The following is a 23,170-nucleotide window of genomic DNA, read 5'->3' on the forward strand; positions in this document are numbered from 1 at the left end:
TTTAACCTATTTTAAGGCTTTTAAACAGCTGTTAAACCACGTCCGCGTTGATCTCTTTCCAGAGCAGGTCTTTTAGCTGATCGATATTTTTCTGGGCTACAGATGATATAAATATAGAGGGGATGCCATCAGGAACCTCCTTTTTCATTTCGGCCTGCAGCTCATCGTCAAGCATATCAGTTTTGGTGATAGCCAGTACGCGGGGCTTGTGCATCAGTTCGGGGTTGTATTCTTCCAGCTCGTGCAGCAGGATACTGTATTCTTCTTTTATACTGCGCGATGTATCGGCAGGTACCATAAACAACAATACTGAGTTACGCTCAATGTGCCTCAAAAACCTAAAGCCTAAGCCTTTGCCTTGCGATGCACCTTCAATAATACCCGGAATATCGGCCATTACAAATGAACGCCCGCCACGGTATGATACGATGCCTAAATTAGGCACCAGTGTAGTAAACGCGTAATCGGCAATTTCGGGCTTGGCGGCTGATACTACCGAAAGCAGGGTTGATTTACCCGCGTTAGGGAAACCTACCAAACCAACATCGGCAAGTACTTTAAGTTCAAGGATGTTCCAGTCTTCACGGCCATCTTCGCCGGGCTGGGCAAAACGCGGTGTTTGCTGGGTTGACGTTTTAAAATGCCAGTTACCCAGGCCGCCGCGGCCACCGGGAGTAAGGATTTGGGTTTCACCGTCTTTGGTTATTTCAAAAATAACTTCGCCGGTTTCTGCATTTTTTATGGTTGTACCAAGGGGTACTTCCAATATCTCATCGCGACCGGTTTTACCCGAACGCAGTGAGCTGCCGCCCGAATCACCGTCGCCGGCAATTACGTGTTTGCGGTATTTGAGGTGCAGCATGGTCCATAATTGGGCGTTACCTTTAACGATAACATGACCTCCCCTGCCGCCGTCGCCGCCATCGGGGCCACCTTTTGAAGTTAATATATCACGGTGCAAATGGGCAGAACCCGCACCTCCGTGGCCCGAACGGCAACAGATCTTTACATAATCAACAAAATTGGAACCCTGCGACATAATATTTTATTTGGACTAAAAAACCAAAAATCAGTAAAGTCCGCAAAATTAAGAATTTTAACGCTCCTAACTTGCGGACTTTACTGACTTTAGGTCTTACTAAATTCGAACTATTTCTTATACGATTCGATTACATCAACAATCGCGGCGAAGATCTCATCAACTGAACCCACACCGTTAACGCTTGTAAACTTATCCTGTTTTTGATAAAAACCTGCTACGGGAGCAGTTTTATCATTGTATTCTTTAATACGTTTGCGGATCACCTCGGGGTTGGCATCATCCGGGCGACCAGATTCTTTACCACGCTCCAACAGGCGGCGCTCCAGCTCATCATCACCAACTTCAAGCGCTATCATGCCCGAAATTGCCGATTGTTTTGATTCAAGCAACTGATCCAAAGCTTCAGCCTGCGCAACTGTACGCGGAAAGCCGTCAAAAATAAAACCTTTGGCGGTTTTATTAGCGTCGAGCTTATTGCTGATCATACCAATAACTACCTCGTCAGGAACTAAGTGCCCATTGTCCATCAGCTTCTCGGCCTCTAAACCCAGGGGGGTACGCTGCGCTTTTTCGCTGCGCAACAAATCCCCAGTTGAAAGGTGGATCAAATCGTATTTTTCAATAAGTTTTTTCGACTGAGTACCTTTCCCGGCTCCGGGAGGACCAAACAAAACCAGATTTAGCATGCTCTTGATAAATTAAAAGCCTTTCGGTAATACAACAGAAAGGCTTACAGTTAATTTGCACATGCGGTGGAAAAATCCCGGGCTGCAGTGCTTTGTTGTGCACTCGAAGGGAGTCGAACCCCTAACCTTCTGATCCGTAGTCAGACGCTCTATCCAATTGAGCTACGAGTGCTTTCCGAAATGGAATGCAAAGATAGGTTTTTAAACTTTCGTTGCAAACTTTTATTCAAAATTATTTTACAACTTTGGCTATAGCCTCAAAATCAGGCAGCTGGCCTGCATCTTCAAGTACCTCGGCATAAATGATGTTCTGCTCTTCGTCAATTACAAAGGCAGCGCGCTTTGATACACCTTTAAGCCCCATAACAAACTGATCATAAATAGCGCCATAGGCTGTTGATACATCTTTGTTGAAATCAGATAGCAGGTCGAACTGGTAATTATTCTCTTCTTTAAACTTAGCTAAAGTAAAAGGCGAATCGACAGAAACACCTAATATCGTAGCATTCAGGCCATCATAGTAACCAAAGCTATCGCGCATGGTGCAAAGCTGCGTGGTACAAACGCCCGTAAAAGCCAAAGGGAAAAAGTGGACAACTACCTTACGGCCTTTAAAATCGGCCAGGGAAACGCTTTTTAAAGCTGATGAAATTAAAATAAACTGGGGGGCCGGCTGGCCAATCTGTAATGACATAGTGTGATTATTTATACTGCAAATAAATCGCATTTAGGCATCAATTGCTAATTATACTCATAATTGCAATGTCAATTTAGTTGTTGCCGATGGTTTGTTACCTGATGCGGTTATAAAAGGCTGACAAGGGCAGAAAACTAACGTTTAACCAATTATTGGATCTTAAAAATCCGTCTTGCATTGTCATATAAAGACTTGTATCTCTCAAACGTAGCTTCCTCGCTTTTGTCCCAATAAACCCGGAGCCCATTACTTTCTTCGGCTGCCTGCACAAATCCTCTTTGCAGCTTATCATAAGCCTGTTCAAAGGTATCTGATGGATATAGCGGCACGATAGCACCGTGAAAAGTAATTTTGTAATTTAAAAAAACAGGCGATTCTGCGTTTAGTTCTTCCAGTTGCTTTTGGATCCTTGCCAAAAAACCAACAGATTCATATTGAGGTCCTTTTATCAGAAAAATAAATTCATCGCCGCCTGTATATTTTCGATAAATACGCTTCATGAAGTTATTTTCAAGTTTATAATCCCTCTTGTAAATCTCTTCATCCCTCCTCATCCTGCTAAACAAATCCTGGGCAATTGTTCTAATTACTTCATCACCTTTCTGAAAACCCTGCTTTTTATTTATTTCTCCAAAACCATCTAAATCAATCAATATCAAATGAAATAATTCTTTAGGCCTGTTTTGGATATCTATTTTGAATTTCTCCTGATTAGCAATGCCGGTCACAAAGTCGATTAAACGCATTCTTTCAGAGTCCAATAATAATGCTTTCACATTTTCCAGCTCAGTTTTAGTTTTTTTATGGCTGGTAACTTCTTTGAAGTAAAAAATATAAACGCTATAAAATACCACTGTTCCAATACCCAGTAATGAAAAAACATATAGCGGAACACTGATAGCAATCCCGGCAGGAAAAAAGAAACCTTTAATTTTTTCAAACTCTGTAAAAAATAAAATAGCACCAGTAATAGTTGTTAATATTACTCCAAGGGAGGTTATAAGTTTTCGGGGCTCCACAGTAATTGAACTGGTAAATAAGTGATATGATTAAAAGCTTATTAGAAAATGTTCATGATTCTATAAAAATATAAACAATTACTTCTAATATAAAATCAATATTCAGCCAATGATCTGAAATCCAGGAAAGGCAAGCAGCCAACCGTTCAGTCATACCTGAGTGGTAATTCAAGGCTCCGTAGGTGCCTCCTGTTAACCACTGATTATAAAAACGCATTCCTACTCTTGTCGCTCTCATCCAAAAATAAAACCGCTCTTAGCGCAAGTCTTGAGTAGTGGACTGAGAGGAGGAGGTGACTTGTGCCTTGCAGAAGGCACAAGTAAGCGCCCGCACTGGCACTCACACAATACTTGCGCCAAAAAAGTTCAAGATTTTCAGAGACAAACATTTTCACCCTAACTTAGCTTTCAACATTATATCTATGAAAGCAATAGTGATCACCCAACCCGGCGGGCCCGAAGTTTTGCAGTTGGCCTACAGACCAAAACCACAATGCGAAGCGCATGAAGTACTGATAAAAGTAATGGCAGCAGGCATTAACCGGCCCGATGTTTTTCAGCGCAAGGGCAATTATCCGCCGCCTGCTGGTGCGTCTATAGATATCCCGGGACTGGAAATAGCCGGCACCGTTGCCGAAGTTGGCAGTGCAATTACCCGTTGGAAAACAGGTGACAAAATTTGCGCCTTGGTTGCAGGAGGCGGTTATGCCGAATATTGTAAAGCACCTGAAGGCCAGTGCCTCCCCGTTCCTCGAAACCTAAACTATCCGGAAGCAGCATCATTGCCCGAAACGTTTTTCACCGTTTGGAGTAATGTGTTCGACCGCGGCGCACTTCAACCCGGCGAATCTTTACTGGTGCATGGCGGATCGAGCGGTATAGGTGTAACCGCAATTCAAATGGCCAAAGCTTTGGGCAGTATCGTTTATGTAACGGCCGGTTCTGATGAAAAATGCAGTTTTTGCGAGCAGCTTGGCGCCGATAAGGCTATCAATTACAAAACCGCCGACTTTAAGGATGAGATCAAAGCGCTCACCAAGGGCAAAGGGGTGAACGTGATATTGGATATGATAGGTGGCGATTACATGCCAGGCAATATTGATTCCCTTGCAATTGAAGGCCGTTTGGTGATGATCAATGCCATGAATGGCCGCGAAGTACAGCTTGACCTTGGTAAAGTAATGGCCAAAAGGCTCATCATTACCGGCTCTATGCTCCGCAGCAGAGAGGTAGCATTTAAAGCTGCTATCGCTAAAAACCTGGAGCAAAAGATCTGGCCGCTTATTGAGTCGGGAGCCATAAAGCCGGTGATCTATCAAATTTTTAATGCTGAAGATGCGGCGGCCGCTCACCAACTGATGGAAAGCAGCGAACATACGGGCAAAATAGTTTTGAGTTTTAAACATTAAAACCAACTAATTAACAATGTTGAAATTATCGTTTAAAAAACTTGATCCAGTATTTAAATAATTCGATAGAAATCTTAACTTTGCGCCTCTGAAATAGCATCTTATATATTATTGTTACAAATAGTGTATGTTGCTGTTCAGTAAAAGCATTTTTTTTAAAACACCAGGTTATATATGCCAAACATTGGAAAAATATCACGGATCATTGGTCCGGTAGTTGACGTAAGTTTCGCTGATGATGCTCATCTTCCTAAAATTTATGATGCGTTAGAGATCACGAAAGACAATGGCCAGAAAGTTATTTTAGAGGTTCAGCAGCACTTAGGCGAAGACCGTGTACGTGCTATCGCGATGGACTCGACCGACGGCTTGTTACGCGGCATGAAGGTTTTAGATACCGAAGCTGCTATCAAAATGCCGGTAGGCGACAACATCAAAGGCCGCGTATTTAACGTGGTAGGTGATGCTATCGACGGTATCCCTAACCTTGAAAAAGTAAATGGTCGTCCTATTCACGCTAACCCTCCAAGGTTTGAAGACCTGTCTACCGAAACTGAAGTACTTTTTACAGGTATTAAAGTTATCGACCTTTTAGAACCTTATGCAAAAGGTGGTAAAATTGGTTTGTTTGGTGGTGCCGGTGTAGGTAAAACAGTATTGATCCAGGAACTGATCAACAACATCGCTAAGGCTTATGCAGGTTTATCTGTATTTGCAGGTGTTGGCGAGCGTACACGTGAAGGTAATGACCTTTTACGTGAGATGCTTGAATCAGGCATTATAAAATATGGCGACGCTTTCATGCATTCAATGGAAGAAGGCGGCTGGGACCTATCTAAAGTAGATACCGAAGCCATGAAAGATTCAAAAGCAACATTTGTGTTCGGTCAGATGAACGAGCCTCCTGGTGCACGTGCACGTGTGGCCCTTTCAGGCTTAACCATTGCCGAGTATTTCCGTGATGGCGATGAAGATGGTAAAGGCCGTGATATCCTTTTCTTTATCGATAACATCTTCCGCTTTACACAGGCAGGTTCAGAAGTATCAGCGCTTTTAGGCCGTATGCCATCAGCAGTAGGTTACCAGCCAACACTGGCAACTGAGATGGGTACCATGCAGGAGCGTATCACTTCAACCAAACGCGGTTCAATTACATCTGTACAGGCTGTTTACGTACCTGCGGATGACTTGACCGACCCGGCGCCGGCTACAACCTTCGCCCACTTAGATGCTACTACTGTACTTTCACGTAAAATTGCCGAGCTTGGTATTTACCCTGCGGTGGATCCATTGGATTCAACCTCAAGGATCCTGAGCCCAGCTGTTTTAGGTGACGAGCACTACAATACCGCTCAACGCGTTAAAGAAACCTTACAACGTTACAAAGAGCTTCAGGATATCATCGCCATTTTGGGTATGGACGAGCTTTCTGAAGAAGACAAGTTAGTTGTATCACGCGCCCGCCGTGTTCAGCGTTTCTTGTCACAACCGTTCCACGTTGCCGAGCAGTTCACCGGCTTAAAAGGTGTACTGGTTGACATTAAAGATACCATCAAAGGTTTCAACATGATCATGGACGGTGAAGTTGATGAATACCCTGAAGCAGCTTTCAACTTAGTTGGTAACATCGACGACGCTATTGAAAAAGGCAAAAAATTATTAGCGGAAGCTAATTCATAAATATGCAAATGTGCAAGTGTGCGGATGTGCAAATTAAAACATCATCTGCACATCTGCATATCTGCACATACGCACATTAAGCTATGACATTAGAAATTCTTACTCCCGATAAAAAAGTTTACGAAGGCGAGGCCACCTCGGTAACATTGCCCGGCACTTTGGGATTATTTGAAATACTGAACAACCACGCCCCTATAATTTCCACCCTTCAGGATGGCAAGCTTACCGTACGCGGTGGTGCAGCTAAAGAAGAAGTGTTTTTTATAAAAGGTGGTGTTGTTGAAGCATTAAACAATAAAGTAACTGTTTTGGCCGAAGGTATTCAGCACAAATAAGCACTGCTTTATAAAAAGCTAAAAGCGCCCGGGTATGATTATCCGGGCGCTTTTTTTGTGTCTGATTTCTGCAAACAGACCTAATCGTCATTGTTGTAAAGTATGAAGCAATCACCGTTTAGCAGAGCGGCCCATGCAAAAACTACCCTGTACTGTTTGGGATTGCTTCATACCTTACAATGAATAATGACGTTTAACAAAACATTATTTCAAAGCTTTATCCAGTTCATCTGTAAGCGTATCGCCGAACGACGGTCTTGCACTATTGTTGTTCACTATTTTGCCATCAGTACCTATGGTAACATAATGAGGGATACCTGTTACATTATATTTCTGGCATACCGGGTTTCTTGACCAGCCTTCGGCAATGAGGTTGACACCACTTACATTCAATGACGTTAAATTGCTTTTCCAGGTTTTCTCGTCCGAATCAACGCAGATATTCAGGAATACTACATTCTTATCTTTATACCGCTCGTGTAAAGCGGCGGTAGTGTTTTTTATCTCGTAGATGCAGGGCCCGCAACCTACTCCCCAAAAATCGATATACACTACTTTTCCGCGCAGGCTTTTTAAGGACACCATCTCCCCTTTATCATTCTTCAAACTAAATTCAGGTGCAGGGTTACCGGGTTTTAACTGCTGTATAGCCGCATAAAATTGCTTAAGGCTATCTGCGTACCTCGGCGTTTTAACCTTTGTTATAAAATCCTTATAAATACTCTCGGCATCTTCAAATGCATATGAGCCAAAATCCATCTCTATTGCTTTGGTCACAAACCAGTCGCGCAGTTCAATTAAACGAAAATTGGCCATACCCAGGTAATACTCATCCCATGCAGGTGCAAAAGGTGCCATTTTATTGCCCCAGTCCGATCCTTCTATCCTGGTAGCATTCAATCCTTTATTAAAGCGGATATAATTAAAAAGAAAGTTTTTGTACTCGCTACTGTTCTTATAGGCAAACTCCGATTCCATATGGTAGGCTCCCGGAGGGAATTGCAGGTTGAGTCTTTTTCCTATAGTGTTAGTATCGGTAACGTGCAAATCGTACTTAAGTAATAAACGGTGGGCATTTAGCAAGCCAACATACTTATAATAAACATCAGTAATTAACTTCTCGCTTTCCGGGTAATCGGGATTTACCCCTGCCACCATCATCTCCTTATTATAAAGCTTGTTTATTTTTTCAAATTTTGCGGAGTCGGTTGCCTTGTCGCTATAAAGAGATTCACTCAAATCCATCATTTCTTTACGGCAGAGATTATAAACCGCCATCATGGTTTGCAATCGTTCATTGATCCGTGGTTTCGGTGATGAAACTTTGAAAGTATTTTTGAAATCCTTGCTATCCCAATTAACGATTAAGGTATCATTCTTTTGAGCGCAGATGGTGATAGCATCATTGTTAAGATATAAATAGAGATCTTCTGTTTCTCCGTCAATACTAATGGTTTTGTTAAAGTTGCCGTCCTTATCAACGGGTATTGTTATGGAGTAATTGGTCAGATCGCCGGTTATGGCCATCTCCCAGTATTTATCGGTAAAGTTTTTGACGTTTCCTTTAATTACAGCAGTGGCTTTGAGAACAGAGGAGGCTATCGGTTTATTTTCGGCAACTGTTTTAACAGGTTTCCTTTTTGTTTGGGCATTCAGGATTGCTGTTAAAAGCAACAGGGGCACAAATAGCAGGTTTTTCATTTTGGTGGATAAGATTTAGATTATATCAAATATATAGAAATAAAACTATTTGAATAAATCGGTATCCTGTTTTTAATACCACAGATGGTATTCATGCTTATCATTCTACAGGAGCGTGGACGCTCCCACTTATTAACGTTCAAGCGTGGACGCTTAAACCTGCACTTAAAAAGATTGGGGCAACATCAGCAAAAAAGGCAGGGCATTTGAATAATCCAACAACTCATATTCCAGGCCGGGCAACCTGATATTATGGTAATAGGCTTGATGGTGATCGTAGTAATATTTTTCTGATTGCATAAACCAGGCTTTAGGACCAAGCTTTTCGGCTATGAACCATTTTTCGAGCAGGCATGCGGTACGACCATTGCCATCTTCAAATGGGTGGATCTTTACAAATACCAAATGAACCATGGCAGCACAAAAGAAAACTTCCTGGGCGGTTAGCTTTGCTTTTAATGCCAGGTTGATATCATTAAAAAGCATATCAAGCTTTTGCCGTACTAAATCAGGAGAGCAGGCTACATATTCAATTTCGGCATCGGGTGTTATTACAGCCATATTGGCGGTACGTAACCGACTCTTGCGTTCTTTTTGCAGGATATGTTTGATGAGTAATTTATGCGTTTCCTGTACTGAAGCGTAACTCAATGTGGTTCGTTGGGCAAACTGGTAGGCCTCATAAAGATCATCTGTCTTTTGGGTATAATCGGGCAAAAATTTAACGCCAAGCATTTTGTGCTTCATAAACGAGTCAAGCTCGATGCTTTCACCCTCGATTTTGGAGGAGAATACAGCTGATACAGATGTGTAGAAACTGAAGGTACCTGCAGACAGCTCATTATCCTTTAATTGCTCAAAACTTTGAAGGATAGTTTGAGGCACCTGGCTAAGATATTTATCCAGCAGATCAACGGGCAATATTTCAAAGGCGAGATCCTTCATTAATTGTAAATTTAGCAAAAGAAATGGGGAAGCGGCATTCACGCTCACGAGTTCGCGTTTGAGTACACTCGACGGCAGGAGGCACCTACGGAGCCTAAAAACATCCGTCTATGTTGCTATAAACATGGTACTCCTACGGAGTTTGGGCACGCGCATTTTTCAAACTCCGTAGGAGTACCATGTTTGTAGAAAGAAATCGGATGAAACTTTGGCTCCGTAGGTGCCTCCTGTTTAATTCCAACTAATGTATCAGTCCCTTGATATGCAGTTATTCCTTTTGAGTACTTTTACAAATAAGCTATTTTCTCCACTAAACCATGGCAACATTAACCATCCGACAAAAATTGATGATTTATTTAGCAGATGCTGATGATAGTAAAATCAAAGCTATTTACACGCTTTTGAAAAGAGAGATCAAGGATGAGAATGCTATTATCCTTAACGAAGAACAATTAGCCATACTGGATAAAGAACGTGGGATGCACCTAAGTCGTCAAACAAAATCTTACACACGCCAGGAGGCCAATCAAATCATCAGAACCGGACGCCAAAATCAGGGTTAAAGTAAAACATCTTAAGCGGCTTCAACCACCAACTCCAACCACCCCTCCCCCCATTTCAGGCAGAAAATCGGCAACTTACTATGCATGCATAAAAAACATACCGAATACCGTTTTGAACTTTGGTATATTTCATTAAAAATTTTGTATCTTTATAATCGATAGTAACAGAATTAAATTCTGAATAAATAAAATAATTAAAATAAAATACTTATTTCAAAAAATCAGTGGCACCTATTGTTATTGCCTAATCCTATGGCTACCTTACATATATTGATTTCGGATACCAAGTAAACCAGTATCACTAACACAAATAATTAATAAAACTTCTATCATCCAAATAAAAATGAGTTCATCATCAGATACTACGGCGGCTATAGAATTGAACAAGTATAGCAAAACCTTCACCCAGGATCCAACACAGCCGGCCGCTCAGGCCATGCTTTACGGGATTGGCTTAACCGACGACGATATGCGCAAAGCACAGGTCGGCGTGGCCAGCATGGGTTACGATGGTAACACTTGCAACATGCACCTCAATGACCTGGCCAAGCTGGTTAAACAAGGTATCTGGGATGAGGATATGGTAGGCCTGATTTTCCATACCATTGGCGTAAGTGATGGTATGAGCAATGGTACCGAAGGCATGCGCTACTCTTTAGTGAGCCGCGATATCATTGCCGACTCTATTGAGGCCGTTACCGGCGCTCAGTATTACGATGGCTTGATCACCCTGCCGGGCTGTGATAAAAACATGCCGGGCTCTATCATGGCTATGGGCCGTTTAAACCGCCCATCGATCATGGTTTATGGTGGTACTATCAAACCCGGTCACTGGAAAGGTGAAGACCTGAACATCGTATCGGCATTTGAGGCTTTGGGCAAAAAGATTGCCGGCCAGATTGATGACGTTGACTTTATGGGTGTAATTAAAAATGCCTGTCCAAGCGCGGGTGCCTGTGGCGGTATCTACACAGCTAATACTATGGCTGCCGCTATCGAGGCATTGGGTATGAGCTTGCCATACTCGTCATCAAACCCTGCATTAAGCGAAGATAAAAAAGCAGAATGCCTTGCGGCCGGTAAAGCCATCAAGGTACTGTTAGAGAAAGATATTAAACCGTCGGACATCATGACCCGCGCGGCATTTGAAAATGCCATTGTGGTAATCATGGTATTGGGTGGTTCAACCAACGCGGTATTGCACCTTATTGCAATGGCCAAAAGCGTTGATGTTAAATTAACTCAGGATGATTTCCAGGCGGTAAGTAACCGCATCCCGGTACTGGCCGATATGAAGCCAAGCGGTAAATACATGATGGAAGACCTGCACAACATTGGCGGTGTTCCGGCTGTAATAAAATACTGTTTGGAGCAAGGCTGGATGGATGGCAGCTGCCTTACAGTTACAGGCAAAACCATTGCCGAAAACCTGGCTGATGTACCGGCACTGGAATTTGATACCCAAAAGATCATCAAACCTGTCGAAAACCCGATCAAAGCTACAGGTCACTTACAGATCCTGTATGGAAACCTTGCCGAAGGCGGCAGCGTTGCCAAGATCAGCGGTAAAGAAGGCGAACGTTTCACCGGCCCTGCCCGCGTGTTTGACGGCGAGTTTGAACTGATCCACGGTATCCAGAGCGGTCGTGTTCAAAAAGGTGATGTTGTGGTGATCCGCAATGTAGGCCCTAAAGGCGCACCGGGTATGCCGGAGATGCTGAAACCAACCTCGGCCATATTTGGTGCAGGTTTGGGCAGTTCAGTAGCATTAATTACTGATGGACGCTTTAGCGGCGGTACGCATGGCTTCGTCGTCGGTCACATCACACCCGAGGCTTTTGACGGCGGGTTGATAGCGATGGTTAAAGACGAAGACGTAATTGAGATTGACGCTGTTGCCAATACCATAAAAGTAGTGCTGTCGGACGAGGAAATAGCCGCACGCCGTGCCGCATGGCAAAAACCGGCGCTGAAGGTTACCAAGGGTGTGTTATACCGTTACGCTAAAAACGTAACTACCGCTGCCGAAGGCTGCGTTACCGACGAATAACAGCAATGAACAAAATGGCTTACTAAAAAAGCCATGAATAAAGTGAACACAGGCTTAACGCGTTCATTTTAGCAAATTAGAGAGAAATAGAATAAAATCAATTTAACACCCTTAAAAGTGTTATAAATATAAAAAAATACAGGTATGGAAGTTGCACAAGATACACTAACCGCACCCGCCACCACCGAAACCGTAAAGGTTTCAGGATCGGTAGCATTATTGGAAGCATTGATAACCGAAGGTACCGATACCATTTTTGGTTACCCGGGCGGCGCCATCATGCCCATTTACGATGCTTTGTTTGATTACAATGATAAACTGAACCACATACTGGTGCGCCATGAACAAGGCGGCATTCACGCCGGCCAGGGTTATGCGCGTACATCGGGTAAAGTGGGTGTGGTATTTGCTACCAGCGGCCCCGGCGCTACTAACCTTGTAACAGGTTTGGCCGACGCCCAGATTGACAGCACGCCGCTGGTTTGTATCACCGGTCAGGTATTCGCGCACCTTTTAGGTACCGACGCCTTCCAGGAAACCGATGTGATCAACATTACTACGCCGGTTACTAAATGGAACTACCAGGTAACTGATGCTACCGAAATTCCCGAGGTTATTGCCAAGGCATTTTACATTGCCCGTAGCGGCAGGCCCGGCCCGGTTTTGATCGACATTACCAAAAACGCGCAGATCCAGTTATTTGACTTTGCAGGCTATAAACCTTGCGACCATATCCGCAGCTACAGGCCAAAACCAATTGTACGTACACAGTACATTGATGAAGCTGCAGCTTTGATCAACAGTGCTAAAAAACCTTTCATTTTGTTTGGCCAGGGCATTATTTTAGGCGGTGCCGAGCAGGAGTTTAAAGCTTTTGTTGAAAAAAGCGGCATCCCTGCTGCATGGACCATCCTTGGTGCAGGTGCTATCCCAACAGATCATCCACAAAATGTTGGTATGCTGGGCATGCACGGCAACTACGGCCCTAACGTTTTAACTAACGATTGCGATGTACTGATTGCTATAGGTATGCGTTTTGACGACCGTGTAACCGGTCGCCTGGATAAATATGCTAAACAGGCTAAGGTTATCCATTTAGATATTGACCCGGCCGAGATCGACAAAAATGTAAAATCAACCGTACCGGTTTGGGGCGATTGCAAGGAAACACTTCCGTTATTAACCAAAGCTATCGAAAAGAAAGAATACCCTGAATGGCTTGCCAAATTTAACGACTACACCAAACAGGAAGTTGAAGCAGTTATTCATAACGAGCTTAACCCAACCACGGCAGAAATGACCATGGGCGAGGTGATCAAACAACTTAACGAGATCACCAAAGGCGAGGCAGTTATTGTGACCGACGTAGGCCAGCACCAGATGGTAGCCTGCCGTTATGCGCAGTTCAATAACACCCGCAGCAACGTTACCAGCGGTGGCTTAGGTACTATGGGCTTTGCCCTTCCGGCTGCCATCGGTGCCAAATTTGGTGCGCCAAACCGCACTGTAGTAGCTATTATTGGCGATGGCGGTTTCCAGATGACCTGCCAGGAGCTGGGTACCATTATGCAAAGTGATGTTGATGTAAAGATCATCATCCTTAACAACCGTTTCCTGGGCATGGTAAGACAATGGCAGGAGCTGTTCAATTCGCGCCGTTACTCGTTTGTTGATATTCAAAGCCCCGATTTTGTGGCATTAGCTGCTGCATACCGCATCCCCGGCAAACTGGTTGATGACCGTGCCGATTTGATCCCGGCATTGAACGAAATGCTGAGCACACCGGGATCATTCCTTTTAGAAGTAATGGTTACCAAAGAGAACAACGTGTTCCCGATGGTACCACAAGGATGTAGTGTAAGCGAGATCAGGTTAAAGTAGAAGCCCCCTACCCCCCTAAAGGGGGAATAAAAAGACAAAGTCATGAGCGAACCAGAAGAAAAACAGGAATTTAACATCACGGTTTATACTGAAAACCAAATTGGTTTATTAAGCCGGATAGCTATTATATTTACACGCCGTAAAATCAATATCGACAGCCTGAATACCTCTCCGTCGGAGATTGACAGTATTCACCGCTTCAATATCGTGATTAACGAGTCGGAAGATGTGGTGCGTAAACTTACACGCCAGATAGAGAAGCAGGTAGAAGTGCTAAAAGTATATTATCATACCAACGAAGATGTTGTTTGGCAGGAAATGGCGTTATATAAGGTATCAACCGATGTAATTGCCGAACGCGTGAGCGTTGAACGTTTATTGCGCGAAAACGGTGCCCGCGCGGTAGTGATCCGTAAGGACTACACCGTATTTGAAACCACCGGTCACCGCGAAGAAACAGACAACCTCATCAACATTTTACAGCCTTACGGCCTGATTGAGTTTGTACGAAGTGCCCGTGTTGCCATCATCAAAGACAGCGACGGCTTTAACCGCAAGCTCCGCGAATTTGAAAGGCTTGAACCAGGTGAAGATGTGATTGAAAATGAATATCTGAACCAGGGGCAAAAGGTGTTTACGATGTAGAGCCTAAAGCTTAAGGCTGAAAGCCGAAAGCTAAAAAAACGTCATTGCGAGGTACGAAGCAATCCCAAACTATACAGAGCGGATCTGCAAATCGGGGATTGCTTCGTACCTCGCAATGACGGGATTAACAAAAAACAAAAACTTAAATTACTTATAAAATAAAATCGGTGAAATCAATAAAATCAACGAGATCACCAAAAATCAAACAATAAAAACAATGGCAAAACTAAATTTCGGCGGTACTGAAGAAAACGTAGTAACCCGCGAAGAGTTCCCTTTATCAAAAGCTCAGGAAGTATTAAAAGACGAAGTTGTAGCGGTAATTGGCTATGGCGTACAAGGTCCGGGTCAGGCATTGAACCAAAAGGACAATGGTATCAACGTAATTGTTGGTCAGCGTAAAGGCACCAAAACATGGGATAAAGCTATCAGCGATGGCTTTGTACCCGGCGAAACACTTTTTGAAATTGAAGAAGCCCTGCAAAGGGGAACTGTAATTTGCTACTTATTGAGCGATGCAGCGCAGATTGCTTTATGGCCAACTGTTCAAAAACATTTAACTCCAGGCAAAGCCCTTTATTTTTCACACGGCTTTGGTATCACTTTCAACGAACAAACAGGTATCATCCCTCCTGCTGATGTTGACGTATTTTTGGTTGCCCCTAAAGGTTCAGGTACTTCATTGCGCCGTATGTTCCTGCAAGGCCGTGGCTTAAACTCAAGCTATGCTATTTTCCAGGATGCTACAGGCAAAGCTTTTGAGCGTGTTATCGCTTTGGGTATTGCTGTAGGCAGCGGTTACCTGTTTGAAACTAACTTCAAAAAAGAAGTTTACAGCGATTTAACCGGCGAGCGTGGTACTTTGATGGGTTGTATCCAGGGTATTTTTGCCGCTCAGTACGAAGTATTGCGCAGCAATGGTCACTCTCCATCTGAAGCATTTAACGAAACTGTTGAAGAGCTTACCCAATCATTAATGCCGCTTGTTGCTGAAAACGGTATGGACTGGATGTACGCCAACTGTTCAACTACTGCTCAACGCGGTGCGCTTGACTGGTGGAAAAAATTCCGTGACGCTACTAAACCGGTATTTGCCGAACTTTATAACAGCGTTGCAACCGGTGTTGAATCACAACGTTCTATCGATTCAAACAGCCAGCCGGATTACCGCGAAAAACTGGATGCCGAACTGAAAGAATTACGCGAAAGCGAATTATGGCAGGCAGGCAAAACCGTACGCAGCCTACGCCCTGAAAACCAGGTTGTAGAAGCGTAAGCCCCCTACCCCCCTAAAGGGGGAACAATTACGGGAATATAATTAGCGATGGGTTTAAACACCCATCGCTATTCTTAAAAGAAAATAATACCATGGGACAAACATTATTTGATAAAATCTGGGATGCGCACGTCGTCAGTAGCAATGAGGGCTTTCCGGATATTTTATACATCGATACACATTTCATTCACGAGGTAACAAGTCCGCAGGCATTTGATGGTTTGCGTACAAGAGGGCTACCCGTTTTCAGGCCAAAACAAACAGTGGCCACTGCCGATCACAACGTTCCAACCATTGATCAGCACCTCCCCATTAAAGAAGAACTTTCACGCTACCAGGTTGATATGCTCACCAAAAACTGTGCAGCATTCGGCATTGAGCTTTACGGCCTGGGCCATCCCTACCAGGGTATCGTTCACGTTATAGGCCCCGAATTGGGCATCACCCGTCCGGGTGGTACTTATGTTTGTGGGGACAGCCATACTTCAACCCACGGCGCTTTTGGTGCTATTGCCTTTGGTATAGGTACATCGCAGGTTGAGCAGGTACTGGCTACCCAATGTTTACTGCAATCGCGCCCTAAAAGGATGAAGATTGAGGTAAACGGTAAATTGCAAAAAGGCGTTGGCGCAAAGGATATCATCCTTTACATCATTTCGCAGATCTCGGCAGCCGGTGGTACCGGTTATGCTGTTGAATACGCCGGCGATACCATCCGCTCACTGAGTATGGAGGGCCGCATGACCATCTGCAATATGAGCATCGAAATGGGTGCCCGCTGCGGACTGATAGCGCCCGACGAAACAACTATTGAATACGTAAAAGGCCGCCAATTTGCCCCTAAAGGCGAAGACTGGGATAAGGCCGTAGCTTACTGGAAAACTTTATACTCTGATGCTGATGCAGCTTTTGATGAAGTATTATCCTTTAAAGCCGAAGATATTGAACCGATGATCACCTACGGAACCAATCCTGGTATGGGCATCGGTGTTACACAACACGTTCCTGAAACTGCTTCATTTGAAGCCAAAGAACAGGGATCATACAAAAAAGCCCTTGACTATATGGGCCTGCATGATGATGAAACACTTTTGGGCAAACCAATTGATTATGTCTTCATCGGCAGCTGCACCAACTCGCGCATTGAAGACCTGCGCCAGGTAGCAGAGTTTGTAAAAGGCAAACACAAAGCGGATAATGTTACCGTATGGGTAGTTCCAGGCTCAAAACAAGTACAGCAACAAGCCATTGCCGAAGGACTGGACAAAATATTTGATGCCGCAGGCTTCCCGCTAAGAGAACCGGGCTGCAGCGCATGCCTTGGTATGAACGAAGACAAGATCCCTGCAGGTAAATACTGCGTATCAACCTCAAACCGCAACTTTGAAGGAAGACAAGGCCCTAACAGCCGTACTTTCCTTGCCAGCCCGCTTACCGCAGCCGCAAGTGCAATTACGGGGGTGGTTACGGATATCAGGGAATTTTTGAAGGAAGAGGAATTGGTAGGTTAATAAGAAGAACGAAACAACACCCACCACGTCATTGCGAGGCACGAAGCAATCCCAAACTTTACAGGGCGGATCTGCTAACCGGGGATTGCTTCGTACCTCGCAATGACGAAAAGAAGATAAAATGATACTCGAAGTAGCCATACTTAATGTAATTCCCGGCAAAGAAGATGCCTTTATCGAAGCATTTTCAAAAGCCCGGGATATCATAGCAAAAATGGCAGGCTATATCTCACATCAACTTAAAAGATGTGTAGAAAATACAAGCCAGTTTATTTTATTGGTTGAGTGGGAAGAACTTACCGACCATACAGAAGGCTTCAGAGGATCAAAAGAATACCAGGAGTGGAAAGGGTTATTACATCATTTTTATGATCCCTTCCCCACTGTTGAACATTATGAATAGAGACTAAATATTAACGCGTCATTGCTTCGTACCTCGCAATGACGAAAAGACAATATTATGGCAACCAAAATATTTAAACACATTCAAACCAGCGTGGTGCCTTTGCCTATCGAAAACATCGATACGGATCAAATTATCCCTGCAAGGTTTTTGAAAGCCACTACCCGCGATGGTTTTGGTAATAACTTATTCCGCGATTGGCGTTTTGATGGCGACGATAATCCTAAACAGGATTTTGTGCTTAACAACCCAAACTATAGCGGTAAGATCCTGGTTGCCGGTAAAAATTTCGGCTGCGGCAGTAGCCGTGAGCATGCCGCCTGGGCCATTGCCGACTATGGCTTTGATGCCGTGGTAAGCAGCTTTTTTGCCGATATTTTTAAAGGCAACGCGCTTAACAACGGTTTGCTTCCGGTACAGGTAAGCGAAGATTTTTTAAAGAAGATCTTCGATGCTGTTTATGCAGATGAACATGCTGTAGTAGAGATTGACCTGGTTGACCAGTTCATCAAAATTGTGGCAACCGGCGAACAGGAAAGCTTTGAGGTTAATCCCTACAAAAAAGCCTGCATGACCAATGGCTACGATGATATCGACTATATCCTGAGCAAAAAGGACGAAATAGCGGAATTTGAGTTAGCGAGGTAGTTAAAAAGGTAAAAGCTGAAAGGTTAAAGGCGAAAGGTCAAAAACCCGAACAGACCAATGAACCATTGAACAAATGAACTAATGAACCAGTCAACAACCAATAAAGTAATCCAGAGAGAAGGTGAAGGTACTGCCAAATTATTCGACGAACGGAGTTTAGCGAATGATTATGCAACCCTCGCCCCTTTGCTCAAACCAGGTCTGAAGGTGCTGGATGTTGGTTGTGGTACAGGCGCTATCTCTAAAGATATTGCTGCATTGGTTGGTGAAATCGGTCATGTTACGGGCATTGATAATACCGAGTATTTTATACAAAGCGGTAAGGAAACTTACGCTTCGGTTAAAAATATGGAGTTGATCTATATTGATCTGTTCAGTTTTGAACCGGAAGAAAAGTACGATCTGATTGTATCGGCAAGGGTATTACAATGGCTTAATAACCCTATCGAGGCTTTGAAAAAAATGTATTCGCTGTTAAAACCGGGTGGTACAGTATCCATTTTGGATTATAACCACGAAGCTTTGCAATGGCAGCCGCAACCGCCGCCAAGTATGCAGCGTTTTTATGCTACCTTTTTAAGGTGGCGTGGTGATGCAGGTATGAACAATCACATTGCCGAAGACCTGCCAGAGTATTTGCAGGAAGCAGGTTTTACTGATATCGAAACATTTGATGCTGATGAGGTTTACCAAAAAGGCGAAGCAAATTTCATACACAAAGCCGGTATCTGGGCAAAAGTAGCCCAATTAAAGCAAATAGTTGAAGAAGGCTATATTGACGATGAATCGCGCTTGCTGGCCATTGACGAGTATACCCACTGGGTAGAAAACGATGCCGAGCAAATGGTGATGAAACTAAAAGAAGTAAGAGGAACTAAACAGGCATAAGTCCTGAATTATTAACCATAAAATAAAAATCCCCCTTTAGGGGGTTTGGGGGCATGGGAATTAAAAAACACATTTTAGTAATACCCGGCGACGGGATAGGTCCCGAGGTTACCACCTGGGGTAAAGCAGTTTTAGAAAAAATTGGTCAGGATTACGGCCATGAATTTACGTTTGATAAAGCCCTGATGGGCCATGCAGGCATCGAGGCAACCGGCAACCCACTGCCCGATGAAACACTGGCTAAAGCTAAAGCAAGCGATGCTATCCTGTTTGGCGCCATCGGTCACATTAAATATGATAATGATCCGTCGGCAAAAGTTCGTCCGGAGCAGGGATTATTAAAGATCCGTAAAGAGCTTGGTTTGTATGCCAACCTGCGCCCTATTATGTTGTTTGATGAGCTTTTGGATGCATCAAGCCTTAAGCCTGAGATATTGAAAGGTACTGATATCCTTTTCTTCCGCGAACTGACAGGTGATGTTTATTTCGGCGAGAAAAAACGCAGCGAAGACCGCAATACCGCGTCTGATCTGATGATCTACTCACGTTACGAGGTAGAACGCATCGCCATAAAAGCATACGAAGCGGCAATGGTTCGCGGTAAAAGGCTATGTTCTGTTGATAAAGCAAACGTATTGGAGGCTTCAAGGTTATGGCGCGAGGTTGTACAGGAAATTGCCAAACAATACCCTGAGGTTGAAACCGAGCACATGTTTATTGACAATGCAGCCATGCAGCTGGTTAAAAACCCTAAAAAGTTTGATGTGGTATTAACCGCCAATCTTTTTGGTGATATCCTTACCGACGAAGCATCGCAAATTGCAGGTTCAATGGGGATGTTGGCCTCGGCTTCGGTTGGTGATGGTACAGGATTTTTTGAGCCTATCCACGGTTCGGCACATGATATTGCCGGTCAGGATAAAGCAAATCCGCTGGCCTCTATCCTATCTGTAGCCCTGATGCTTGAGATAAGTTTCGGTCTTAAAGAAGAAGCTAAAAAGATAACAGATGCTATTGATAAAACGCTTAAAGACGGTTATCGCACCGGCGACATCGCCGATACCAATACCGACAAAGCCAAAATTTTAGGCACTACGGCCATGGGGCAAAAGGTGCTTGAATATTTATAGTAGACAGCCATTATCATGATGACGAAATTCAGCATCTTCATGATGATATTGTTCCTCTTCTGCGGCTACGGAGCCAATAACGGAGGAGGGACATTTGCCTTTATCGAAGTGCTGATGGCAATGAGCATGGACGATAACGAAAAACTTGAAAACCTGGTGTTGTTGGTAGCAATAGCGGCGCAGATAGCAGGGGTTTACGCTATCACCCGTTCAAACAGCAGACTGATGCTGGCGGTGGTGATGGCCTTAAGCCTGGTAGTTGTTATTGTAACTATTGCCTCGGCAGATGCCATTGGCAAGGTGATATGGGTTAATGGTTTGTTTGTATTGTGTGCGATAATATATGTGTTGGTTCATTTAAAAAAAACAAAAGCGCAGGAAAGTGCGATTCCTTCCCTGGGGAAGGAGAAGGAAGGGGTTCGATAAGCTTAAAGCAAGCATGTAGTAGAAACCCCTCCCTGCCGCAACACAGTCTACCGCACCCCTCCCAAGGGAGGGAACTAAAAAAAGAAATCGGTGAAATCATCAATCAATCGGTGAAATCCCCAAAAATAAAATCGGTGTAATCAAAAAATCATCGGTGTAATCATAGAAAACAATGAAATGGAACGCTGATTTATACGACCAAAAGCATGCTTTCGTATTTAAATACGGAGAAGACGTGCTTGAGTTTCTGGATGCGAAACCCGGTGAACGCATCCTTGACCTGGGTTGCGGCACAGGCCATTTAACTAAACAAATACAGGATAAAGGCGCCATTGTAAAAGGTACCGATTACTCGCCCGAAATGATAGCCCAGGCAAAACAGCTTTACCCCGACGTTGATTTCGCGGTAGAGAATGCGGCTGATTTTCACACCGAAGAAAAGTATGATGCCGTGTTTTCAAACGCAGCCCTTCATTGGGTACTTGACGCCAACGGCGCTATTCACAGCGTAGCCAACAGTCTTAAACAAGGCGGCAGGTTTGTTGCCGAAATGGGCGGCAAAGACAATGTTGAACGTTTGATTGAGGCAACCAAACTGGTGCTGCATAATCATGGTTATAATGAAAAGGCCGATACCAAAGTATGGTATTTCCCTTCGGTTGGTGAATATGCTACCAAACTGGAAGAACATGGTTTCCGGGTTACCTACATGATTCATTATGATCGTAAAACACCGCTGCAAGACGGCGACCAGGGTGTAGCCAAATGGATCACCATGTTTGGTGCGCAGTTTTTAGAAGGTATCCCCGAGGATGAGAAAGAACAGATCCTGGCCGAAATCACCAAAAAATTGGAACCTTTTTACAACGAAAACGGCCAATGGTATGCCGATTATAAAAGGCTAAGATTTGTTGCCATTAAAAAATAGATAGGAGACGTGAGATTTGAGATATGGGATTTTTTTCTCTAACTTGAATATTCGCTTGTAAAAAATAAAAATAATATAACTGATGTCAGATAAGAGCCTCAAATCTCCTATCTGACATCTCAAATCAAAAAATAAGATATGTTACACGATCCCAACCGCGTTTATGTTTTTGATACTACGCTCCGCGATGGCGAGCAGGTACCGGGTTGCCAGTTAACAACCCCCGAAAAGATTGAGATAGCTAAAGAACTGGAACTGCTGGGCGTGGATATCATTGAAGCAGGTTTCCCGGTTTCAAGTCCGGGCGATTTTCAGAGCGTTGTTGAAATTTCAAAGGCTGTAAAAGAGCCAACCGTTTGCGCGCTTACCCGTGCCAACAAAGGTGATATTGATGCAGCTGTAGCATCGCTGCAATATGCTAAACGTCCGCGCATCCATACGGGTATCGGTTCGTCTGATATGCACATCAAACATAAATTCAACAGTACTCGCGAAGAAATTCTGGAGCGCGCTGTTGAAGCTGTTAAATATGCCAAAAAATCGGTTGAAGATATTGAGTTTTATGCCGAAGATGCTGGCAGGGCCGATGTGGTTTACCTGGCGCAGATGGTTGAGGCCGTGATTGCCGCCGGTGCTACCGTGGTAAATATTCCGGATACCAACGGCTATTGCCTGCCCGATCAGTACGGCAGCAAGATCAAATTCCTGAAAGAGAACGTTAAAAATATTGATAAGGCCATTATCTCTGTTCATTGCCATAACGACCTTGGTTTGGCTACAGCCAACTCCATAGCCGGTTTACAGAACGGTGCCCGCCAAATTGAAGGTACCATTAACGGTATCGGCGAGCGTGCAGGTAATACCTCTATCGAAGAAGTGGTGATGATCCTGAAAACGCACCAGGTTTTGGGCTTACATACCAAAATAGATTCCAAAAGGTTCTATGAGCTAAGCCAGATGATCCGCACGCAAATGCGGATGCCGGTACAGCCCAACAAAGCCATTGTAGGTGCAAACGCTTTTGCCCATAGCTCAGGCATTCACCAGGACGGCTTTTTGAAGATGCGCGAAAACTATGAGATCATTCGTCCTGAAGATGTAGGCTTTCCGAGCGCCACAATAGTGCTAACCGCGCGCAGCGGCAGGCATGCTCTGAAGTTCCATCTGGAACGTTTAGGCTTTAGTTTAGATAAGGAAGAACTGGCCGCAGTATACAACAAATTTTTAACGCTTGCAGATGCCAAGCTTGATATAAACGACCAGGACCTGCACGGCTTAATGGCCCACAGGCTGGTAAAGAACTAAAA

Annotated in this window: 22 protein-coding genes and 1 tRNA gene; 16 read left to right on the forward strand and 7 right to left on the reverse strand. The window is 44.0% G+C overall.

Annotated elements, in window-relative coordinates; all coding sequences use genetic code 11:
• Positions 1-31 precede the first annotated feature (31 nt).
• From obgE to ACFFGT_RS22645, 5 genes are all read right to left on the reverse strand, one after another.
• Positions 32-1,039, reverse strand: a complete 1,008-nt coding sequence (obgE, locus tag ACFFGT_RS22625) for a GTPase ObgE (protein ID WP_377024787.1) — start codon at positions 1,037-1,039, stop codon at positions 32-34.
• 110 nt (positions 1,040-1,149) lie between these two features.
• Positions 1,150-1,728: an adenylate kinase gene (locus ACFFGT_RS22630; RefSeq protein ID WP_377024788.1), complete on the reverse strand. Its 579-nt coding sequence runs from the start codon at positions 1,726-1,728 to the stop codon at positions 1,150-1,152.
• Between the two features lie 98 nt (positions 1,729-1,826).
• A tRNA-Arg gene (locus ACFFGT_RS22635) sits at positions 1,827-1,900 on the reverse strand.
• A gap of 60 nt (positions 1,901-1,960) precedes the next feature.
• Positions 1,961-2,422: a redoxin domain-containing protein gene (locus tag ACFFGT_RS22640; RefSeq protein WP_377024789.1), complete on the reverse strand. Its 462-nt coding sequence runs from the start codon at positions 2,420-2,422 to the stop codon at positions 1,961-1,963.
• A 152-nt stretch (positions 2,423-2,574) separates the two neighbouring features.
• Positions 2,575-3,444 carry a GGDEF domain-containing protein gene (locus tag ACFFGT_RS22645; RefSeq protein ID WP_377024790.1) on the reverse strand — a complete coding sequence of 290 codons (870 nt, stop codon included), beginning with the start codon at positions 3,442-3,444 and terminating at the stop codon, positions 2,575-2,577.
• A gap of 422 nt (positions 3,445-3,866) precedes the next feature.
• Here ACFFGT_RS22645 and ACFFGT_RS22650 point away from each other — a divergent pair, with 422 nt between their 5' ends.
• The 3 genes from ACFFGT_RS22650 (at position 3,867) to atpC (ending at position 6,868) form a co-directional block, all read left to right on the forward strand.
• On the forward strand, positions 3,867-4,853 hold the full coding sequence (locus ACFFGT_RS22650) for an NAD(P)H-quinone oxidoreductase (RefSeq protein ID WP_377024791.1): 987 nt from the start codon (positions 3,867-3,869) through the stop codon (positions 4,851-4,853).
• A 174-nt stretch (positions 4,854-5,027) separates the two neighbouring features.
• On the forward strand, positions 5,028-6,533 hold the full coding sequence (gene atpD, locus ACFFGT_RS22655; RefSeq protein WP_377024792.1) for a F0F1 ATP synthase subunit beta: 1,506 nt from the start codon (positions 5,028-5,030) through the stop codon (positions 6,531-6,533).
• Positions 6,534-6,616: 83 nt separating this feature from the next.
• Positions 6,617-6,868, forward strand: a complete 252-nt coding sequence (atpC, locus tag ACFFGT_RS22660; RefSeq protein ID WP_377024793.1) for an ATP synthase F1 subunit epsilon — start codon at positions 6,617-6,619, stop codon at positions 6,866-6,868.
• 204 nt (positions 6,869-7,072) lie between these two features.
• On the opposite strand, the gene ACFFGT_RS22665 is transcribed toward atpC, so the two are convergent.
• Both ACFFGT_RS22665 and ACFFGT_RS22670 read right to left on the reverse strand, forming a co-directional pair.
• A complete protein-coding gene (locus tag ACFFGT_RS22665) occupies positions 7,073-8,569 on the reverse strand; it encodes a TlpA family protein disulfide reductase (protein WP_377024794.1) in 1,497 nt (498 codons plus the stop codon).
• A 165-nt stretch (positions 8,570-8,734) separates the two neighbouring features.
• Complete coding sequence (locus ACFFGT_RS22670; RefSeq protein ID WP_377024795.1) at positions 8,735-9,514, reverse strand: Fic family protein; 780 nt, start codon at positions 9,512-9,514, stop codon at positions 8,735-8,737.
• Between the two features lie 317 nt (positions 9,515-9,831).
• Here ACFFGT_RS22670 and ACFFGT_RS22675 point away from each other — a divergent pair, with 317 nt between their 5' ends.
• The 13 genes from ACFFGT_RS22675 to ACFFGT_RS22735 all read left to right on the forward strand — a co-directional run bounded on the left by ACFFGT_RS22675 (position 9,832) and on the right by ACFFGT_RS22735 (position 23,168).
• Complete coding sequence (locus ACFFGT_RS22675) at positions 9,832-10,077, forward strand: hypothetical protein (RefSeq protein ID WP_377024796.1); 246 nt, start codon at positions 9,832-9,834, stop codon at positions 10,075-10,077.
• Between the two features lie 343 nt (positions 10,078-10,420).
• Positions 10,421-12,127: a dihydroxy-acid dehydratase gene (ilvD, locus tag ACFFGT_RS22680; RefSeq protein WP_377024797.1), complete on the forward strand. Its 1,707-nt coding sequence runs from the start codon at positions 10,421-10,423 to the stop codon at positions 12,125-12,127.
• Positions 12,128-12,271: 144 nt separating this feature from the next.
• The gene (ilvB, locus tag ACFFGT_RS22685) at positions 12,272-14,008 is read left to right on the forward strand and encodes a biosynthetic-type acetolactate synthase large subunit (RefSeq protein ID WP_377024798.1); all 1,737 of its coding nucleotides are present in this window, start codon (positions 12,272-12,274) and stop codon (positions 14,006-14,008) included.
• Between the two features lie 42 nt (positions 14,009-14,050).
• A complete protein-coding gene (gene ilvN / locus ACFFGT_RS22690; protein WP_377024799.1) occupies positions 14,051-14,653 on the forward strand; it encodes an acetolactate synthase small subunit in 603 nt (200 codons plus the stop codon).
• Positions 14,654-14,870: 217 nt separating this feature from the next.
• Positions 14,871-15,929 (forward strand): ketol-acid reductoisomerase, encoded by a 1,059-nt coding sequence (gene ilvC, locus ACFFGT_RS22695; RefSeq protein ID WP_377024800.1) that lies wholly within the window; start codon positions 14,871-14,873, stop codon positions 15,927-15,929.
• 92 nt (positions 15,930-16,021) lie between these two features.
• Positions 16,022-17,440 carry a 3-isopropylmalate dehydratase large subunit gene (leuC, locus tag ACFFGT_RS22700; protein ID WP_377024801.1) on the forward strand — a complete coding sequence of 473 codons (1,419 nt, stop codon included), beginning with the start codon at positions 16,022-16,024 and terminating at the stop codon, positions 17,438-17,440.
• Between the two features lie 121 nt (positions 17,441-17,561).
• Positions 17,562-17,843, forward strand: coding sequence for an antibiotic biosynthesis monooxygenase family protein (locus ACFFGT_RS22705; RefSeq protein WP_377024802.1), 282 nt, complete (start codon positions 17,562-17,564; stop codon positions 17,841-17,843).
• A gap of 57 nt (positions 17,844-17,900) precedes the next feature.
• Complete coding sequence (gene leuD, locus ACFFGT_RS22710) at positions 17,901-18,491, forward strand: 3-isopropylmalate dehydratase small subunit (RefSeq protein ID WP_377024803.1); 591 nt, start codon at positions 17,901-17,903, stop codon at positions 18,489-18,491.
• Positions 18,492-18,572: 81 nt separating this feature from the next.
• Entirely contained in the window at positions 18,573-19,379 is an 807-nt protein-coding gene (locus ACFFGT_RS22715) for a methyltransferase domain-containing protein (RefSeq protein ID WP_377024804.1), read from the forward strand.
• Positions 19,380-19,438: 59 nt separating this feature from the next.
• Positions 19,439-20,509 (forward strand): 3-isopropylmalate dehydrogenase, encoded by a 1,071-nt coding sequence (gene leuB / locus ACFFGT_RS22720; RefSeq protein ID WP_377024820.1) that lies wholly within the window; start codon positions 19,439-19,441, stop codon positions 20,507-20,509.
• A gap of 15 nt (positions 20,510-20,524) precedes the next feature.
• Complete coding sequence (locus tag ACFFGT_RS22725; protein WP_377024805.1) at positions 20,525-20,935, forward strand: hypothetical protein; 411 nt, start codon at positions 20,525-20,527, stop codon at positions 20,933-20,935.
• Positions 20,936-21,107: 172 nt separating this feature from the next.
• Positions 21,108-21,863, forward strand: coding sequence for a class I SAM-dependent methyltransferase (locus ACFFGT_RS22730; RefSeq protein ID WP_377024806.1), 756 nt, complete (start codon positions 21,108-21,110; stop codon positions 21,861-21,863).
• 138 nt (positions 21,864-22,001) lie between these two features.
• A complete protein-coding gene (locus tag ACFFGT_RS22735) occupies positions 22,002-23,168 on the forward strand; it encodes a 2-isopropylmalate synthase (RefSeq protein WP_377024807.1) in 1,167 nt (388 codons plus the stop codon).
• Positions 23,169-23,170: the final 2 nt, after the last annotated feature.

The organism is Mucilaginibacter angelicae, assembly GCF_042434235.1.
GTDB classification, from domain to species: domain Bacteria; phylum Bacteroidota; class Bacteroidia; order Sphingobacteriales; family Sphingobacteriaceae; genus Mucilaginibacter; species Mucilaginibacter angelicae.

Coding starts and splice junctions, on each gene's coding strand:
- obgE (WP_377024787.1), bottom strand. CDS start 1,039: ATGTCGCAGGGTTCCAATTTTGTTGATTATGTAAAGATCTGTTGCCGT.
- ACFFGT_RS22630 (WP_377024788.1), bottom strand. CDS start 1,728: ATGCTAAATCTGGTTTTGTTTGGTCCTCCCGGAGCCGGGAAAGGTACT.
- ACFFGT_RS22640 (WP_377024789.1), bottom strand. CDS start 2,422: ATGTCATTACAGATTGGCCAGCCGGCCCCCCAGTTTATTTTAATTTCA.
- ACFFGT_RS22650 (WP_377024791.1), top strand. CDS start 3,867: ATGAAAGCAATAGTGATCACCCAACCCGGCGGGCCCGAAGTTTTGCAG.
- atpD (WP_377024792.1), top strand. CDS start 5,028: ATGCCAAACATTGGAAAAATATCACGGATCATTGGTCCGGTAGTTGAC.
- atpC (WP_377024793.1), top strand. CDS start 6,617: ATGACATTAGAAATTCTTACTCCCGATAAAAAAGTTTACGAAGGCGAG.
- ACFFGT_RS22665 (WP_377024794.1), bottom strand. CDS start 8,569: ATGAAAAACCTGCTATTTGTGCCCCTGTTGCTTTTAACAGCAATCCTG.
- ACFFGT_RS22670 (WP_377024795.1), bottom strand. CDS start 9,514: ATGAAGGATCTCGCCTTTGAAATATTGCCCGTTGATCTGCTGGATAAA.
- ACFFGT_RS22675 (WP_377024796.1), top strand. CDS start 9,832: ATGGCAACATTAACCATCCGACAAAAATTGATGATTTATTTAGCAGAT.
- ilvD (WP_377024797.1), top strand. CDS start 10,421: ATGAGTTCATCATCAGATACTACGGCGGCTATAGAATTGAACAAGTAT.
- ilvB (WP_377024798.1), top strand. CDS start 12,272: ATGGAAGTTGCACAAGATACACTAACCGCACCCGCCACCACCGAAACC.
- ilvN (WP_377024799.1), top strand. CDS start 14,051: ATGAGCGAACCAGAAGAAAAACAGGAATTTAACATCACGGTTTATACT.
- ilvC (WP_377024800.1), top strand. CDS start 14,871: ATGGCAAAACTAAATTTCGGCGGTACTGAAGAAAACGTAGTAACCCGC.
- leuC (WP_377024801.1), top strand. CDS start 16,022: ATGGGACAAACATTATTTGATAAAATCTGGGATGCGCACGTCGTCAGT.
- ACFFGT_RS22705 (WP_377024802.1), top strand. CDS start 17,562: ATGATACTCGAAGTAGCCATACTTAATGTAATTCCCGGCAAAGAAGAT.
- leuD (WP_377024803.1), top strand. CDS start 17,901: ATGGCAACCAAAATATTTAAACACATTCAAACCAGCGTGGTGCCTTTG.
- ACFFGT_RS22715 (WP_377024804.1), top strand. CDS start 18,573: ATGAACCAGTCAACAACCAATAAAGTAATCCAGAGAGAAGGTGAAGGT.
- ACFFGT_RS22725 (WP_377024805.1), top strand. CDS start 20,525: ATGATGACGAAATTCAGCATCTTCATGATGATATTGTTCCTCTTCTGC.
- ACFFGT_RS22730 (WP_377024806.1), top strand. CDS start 21,108: ATGAAATGGAACGCTGATTTATACGACCAAAAGCATGCTTTCGTATTT.
- ACFFGT_RS22735 (WP_377024807.1), top strand. CDS start 22,002: ATGTTACACGATCCCAACCGCGTTTATGTTTTTGATACTACGCTCCGC.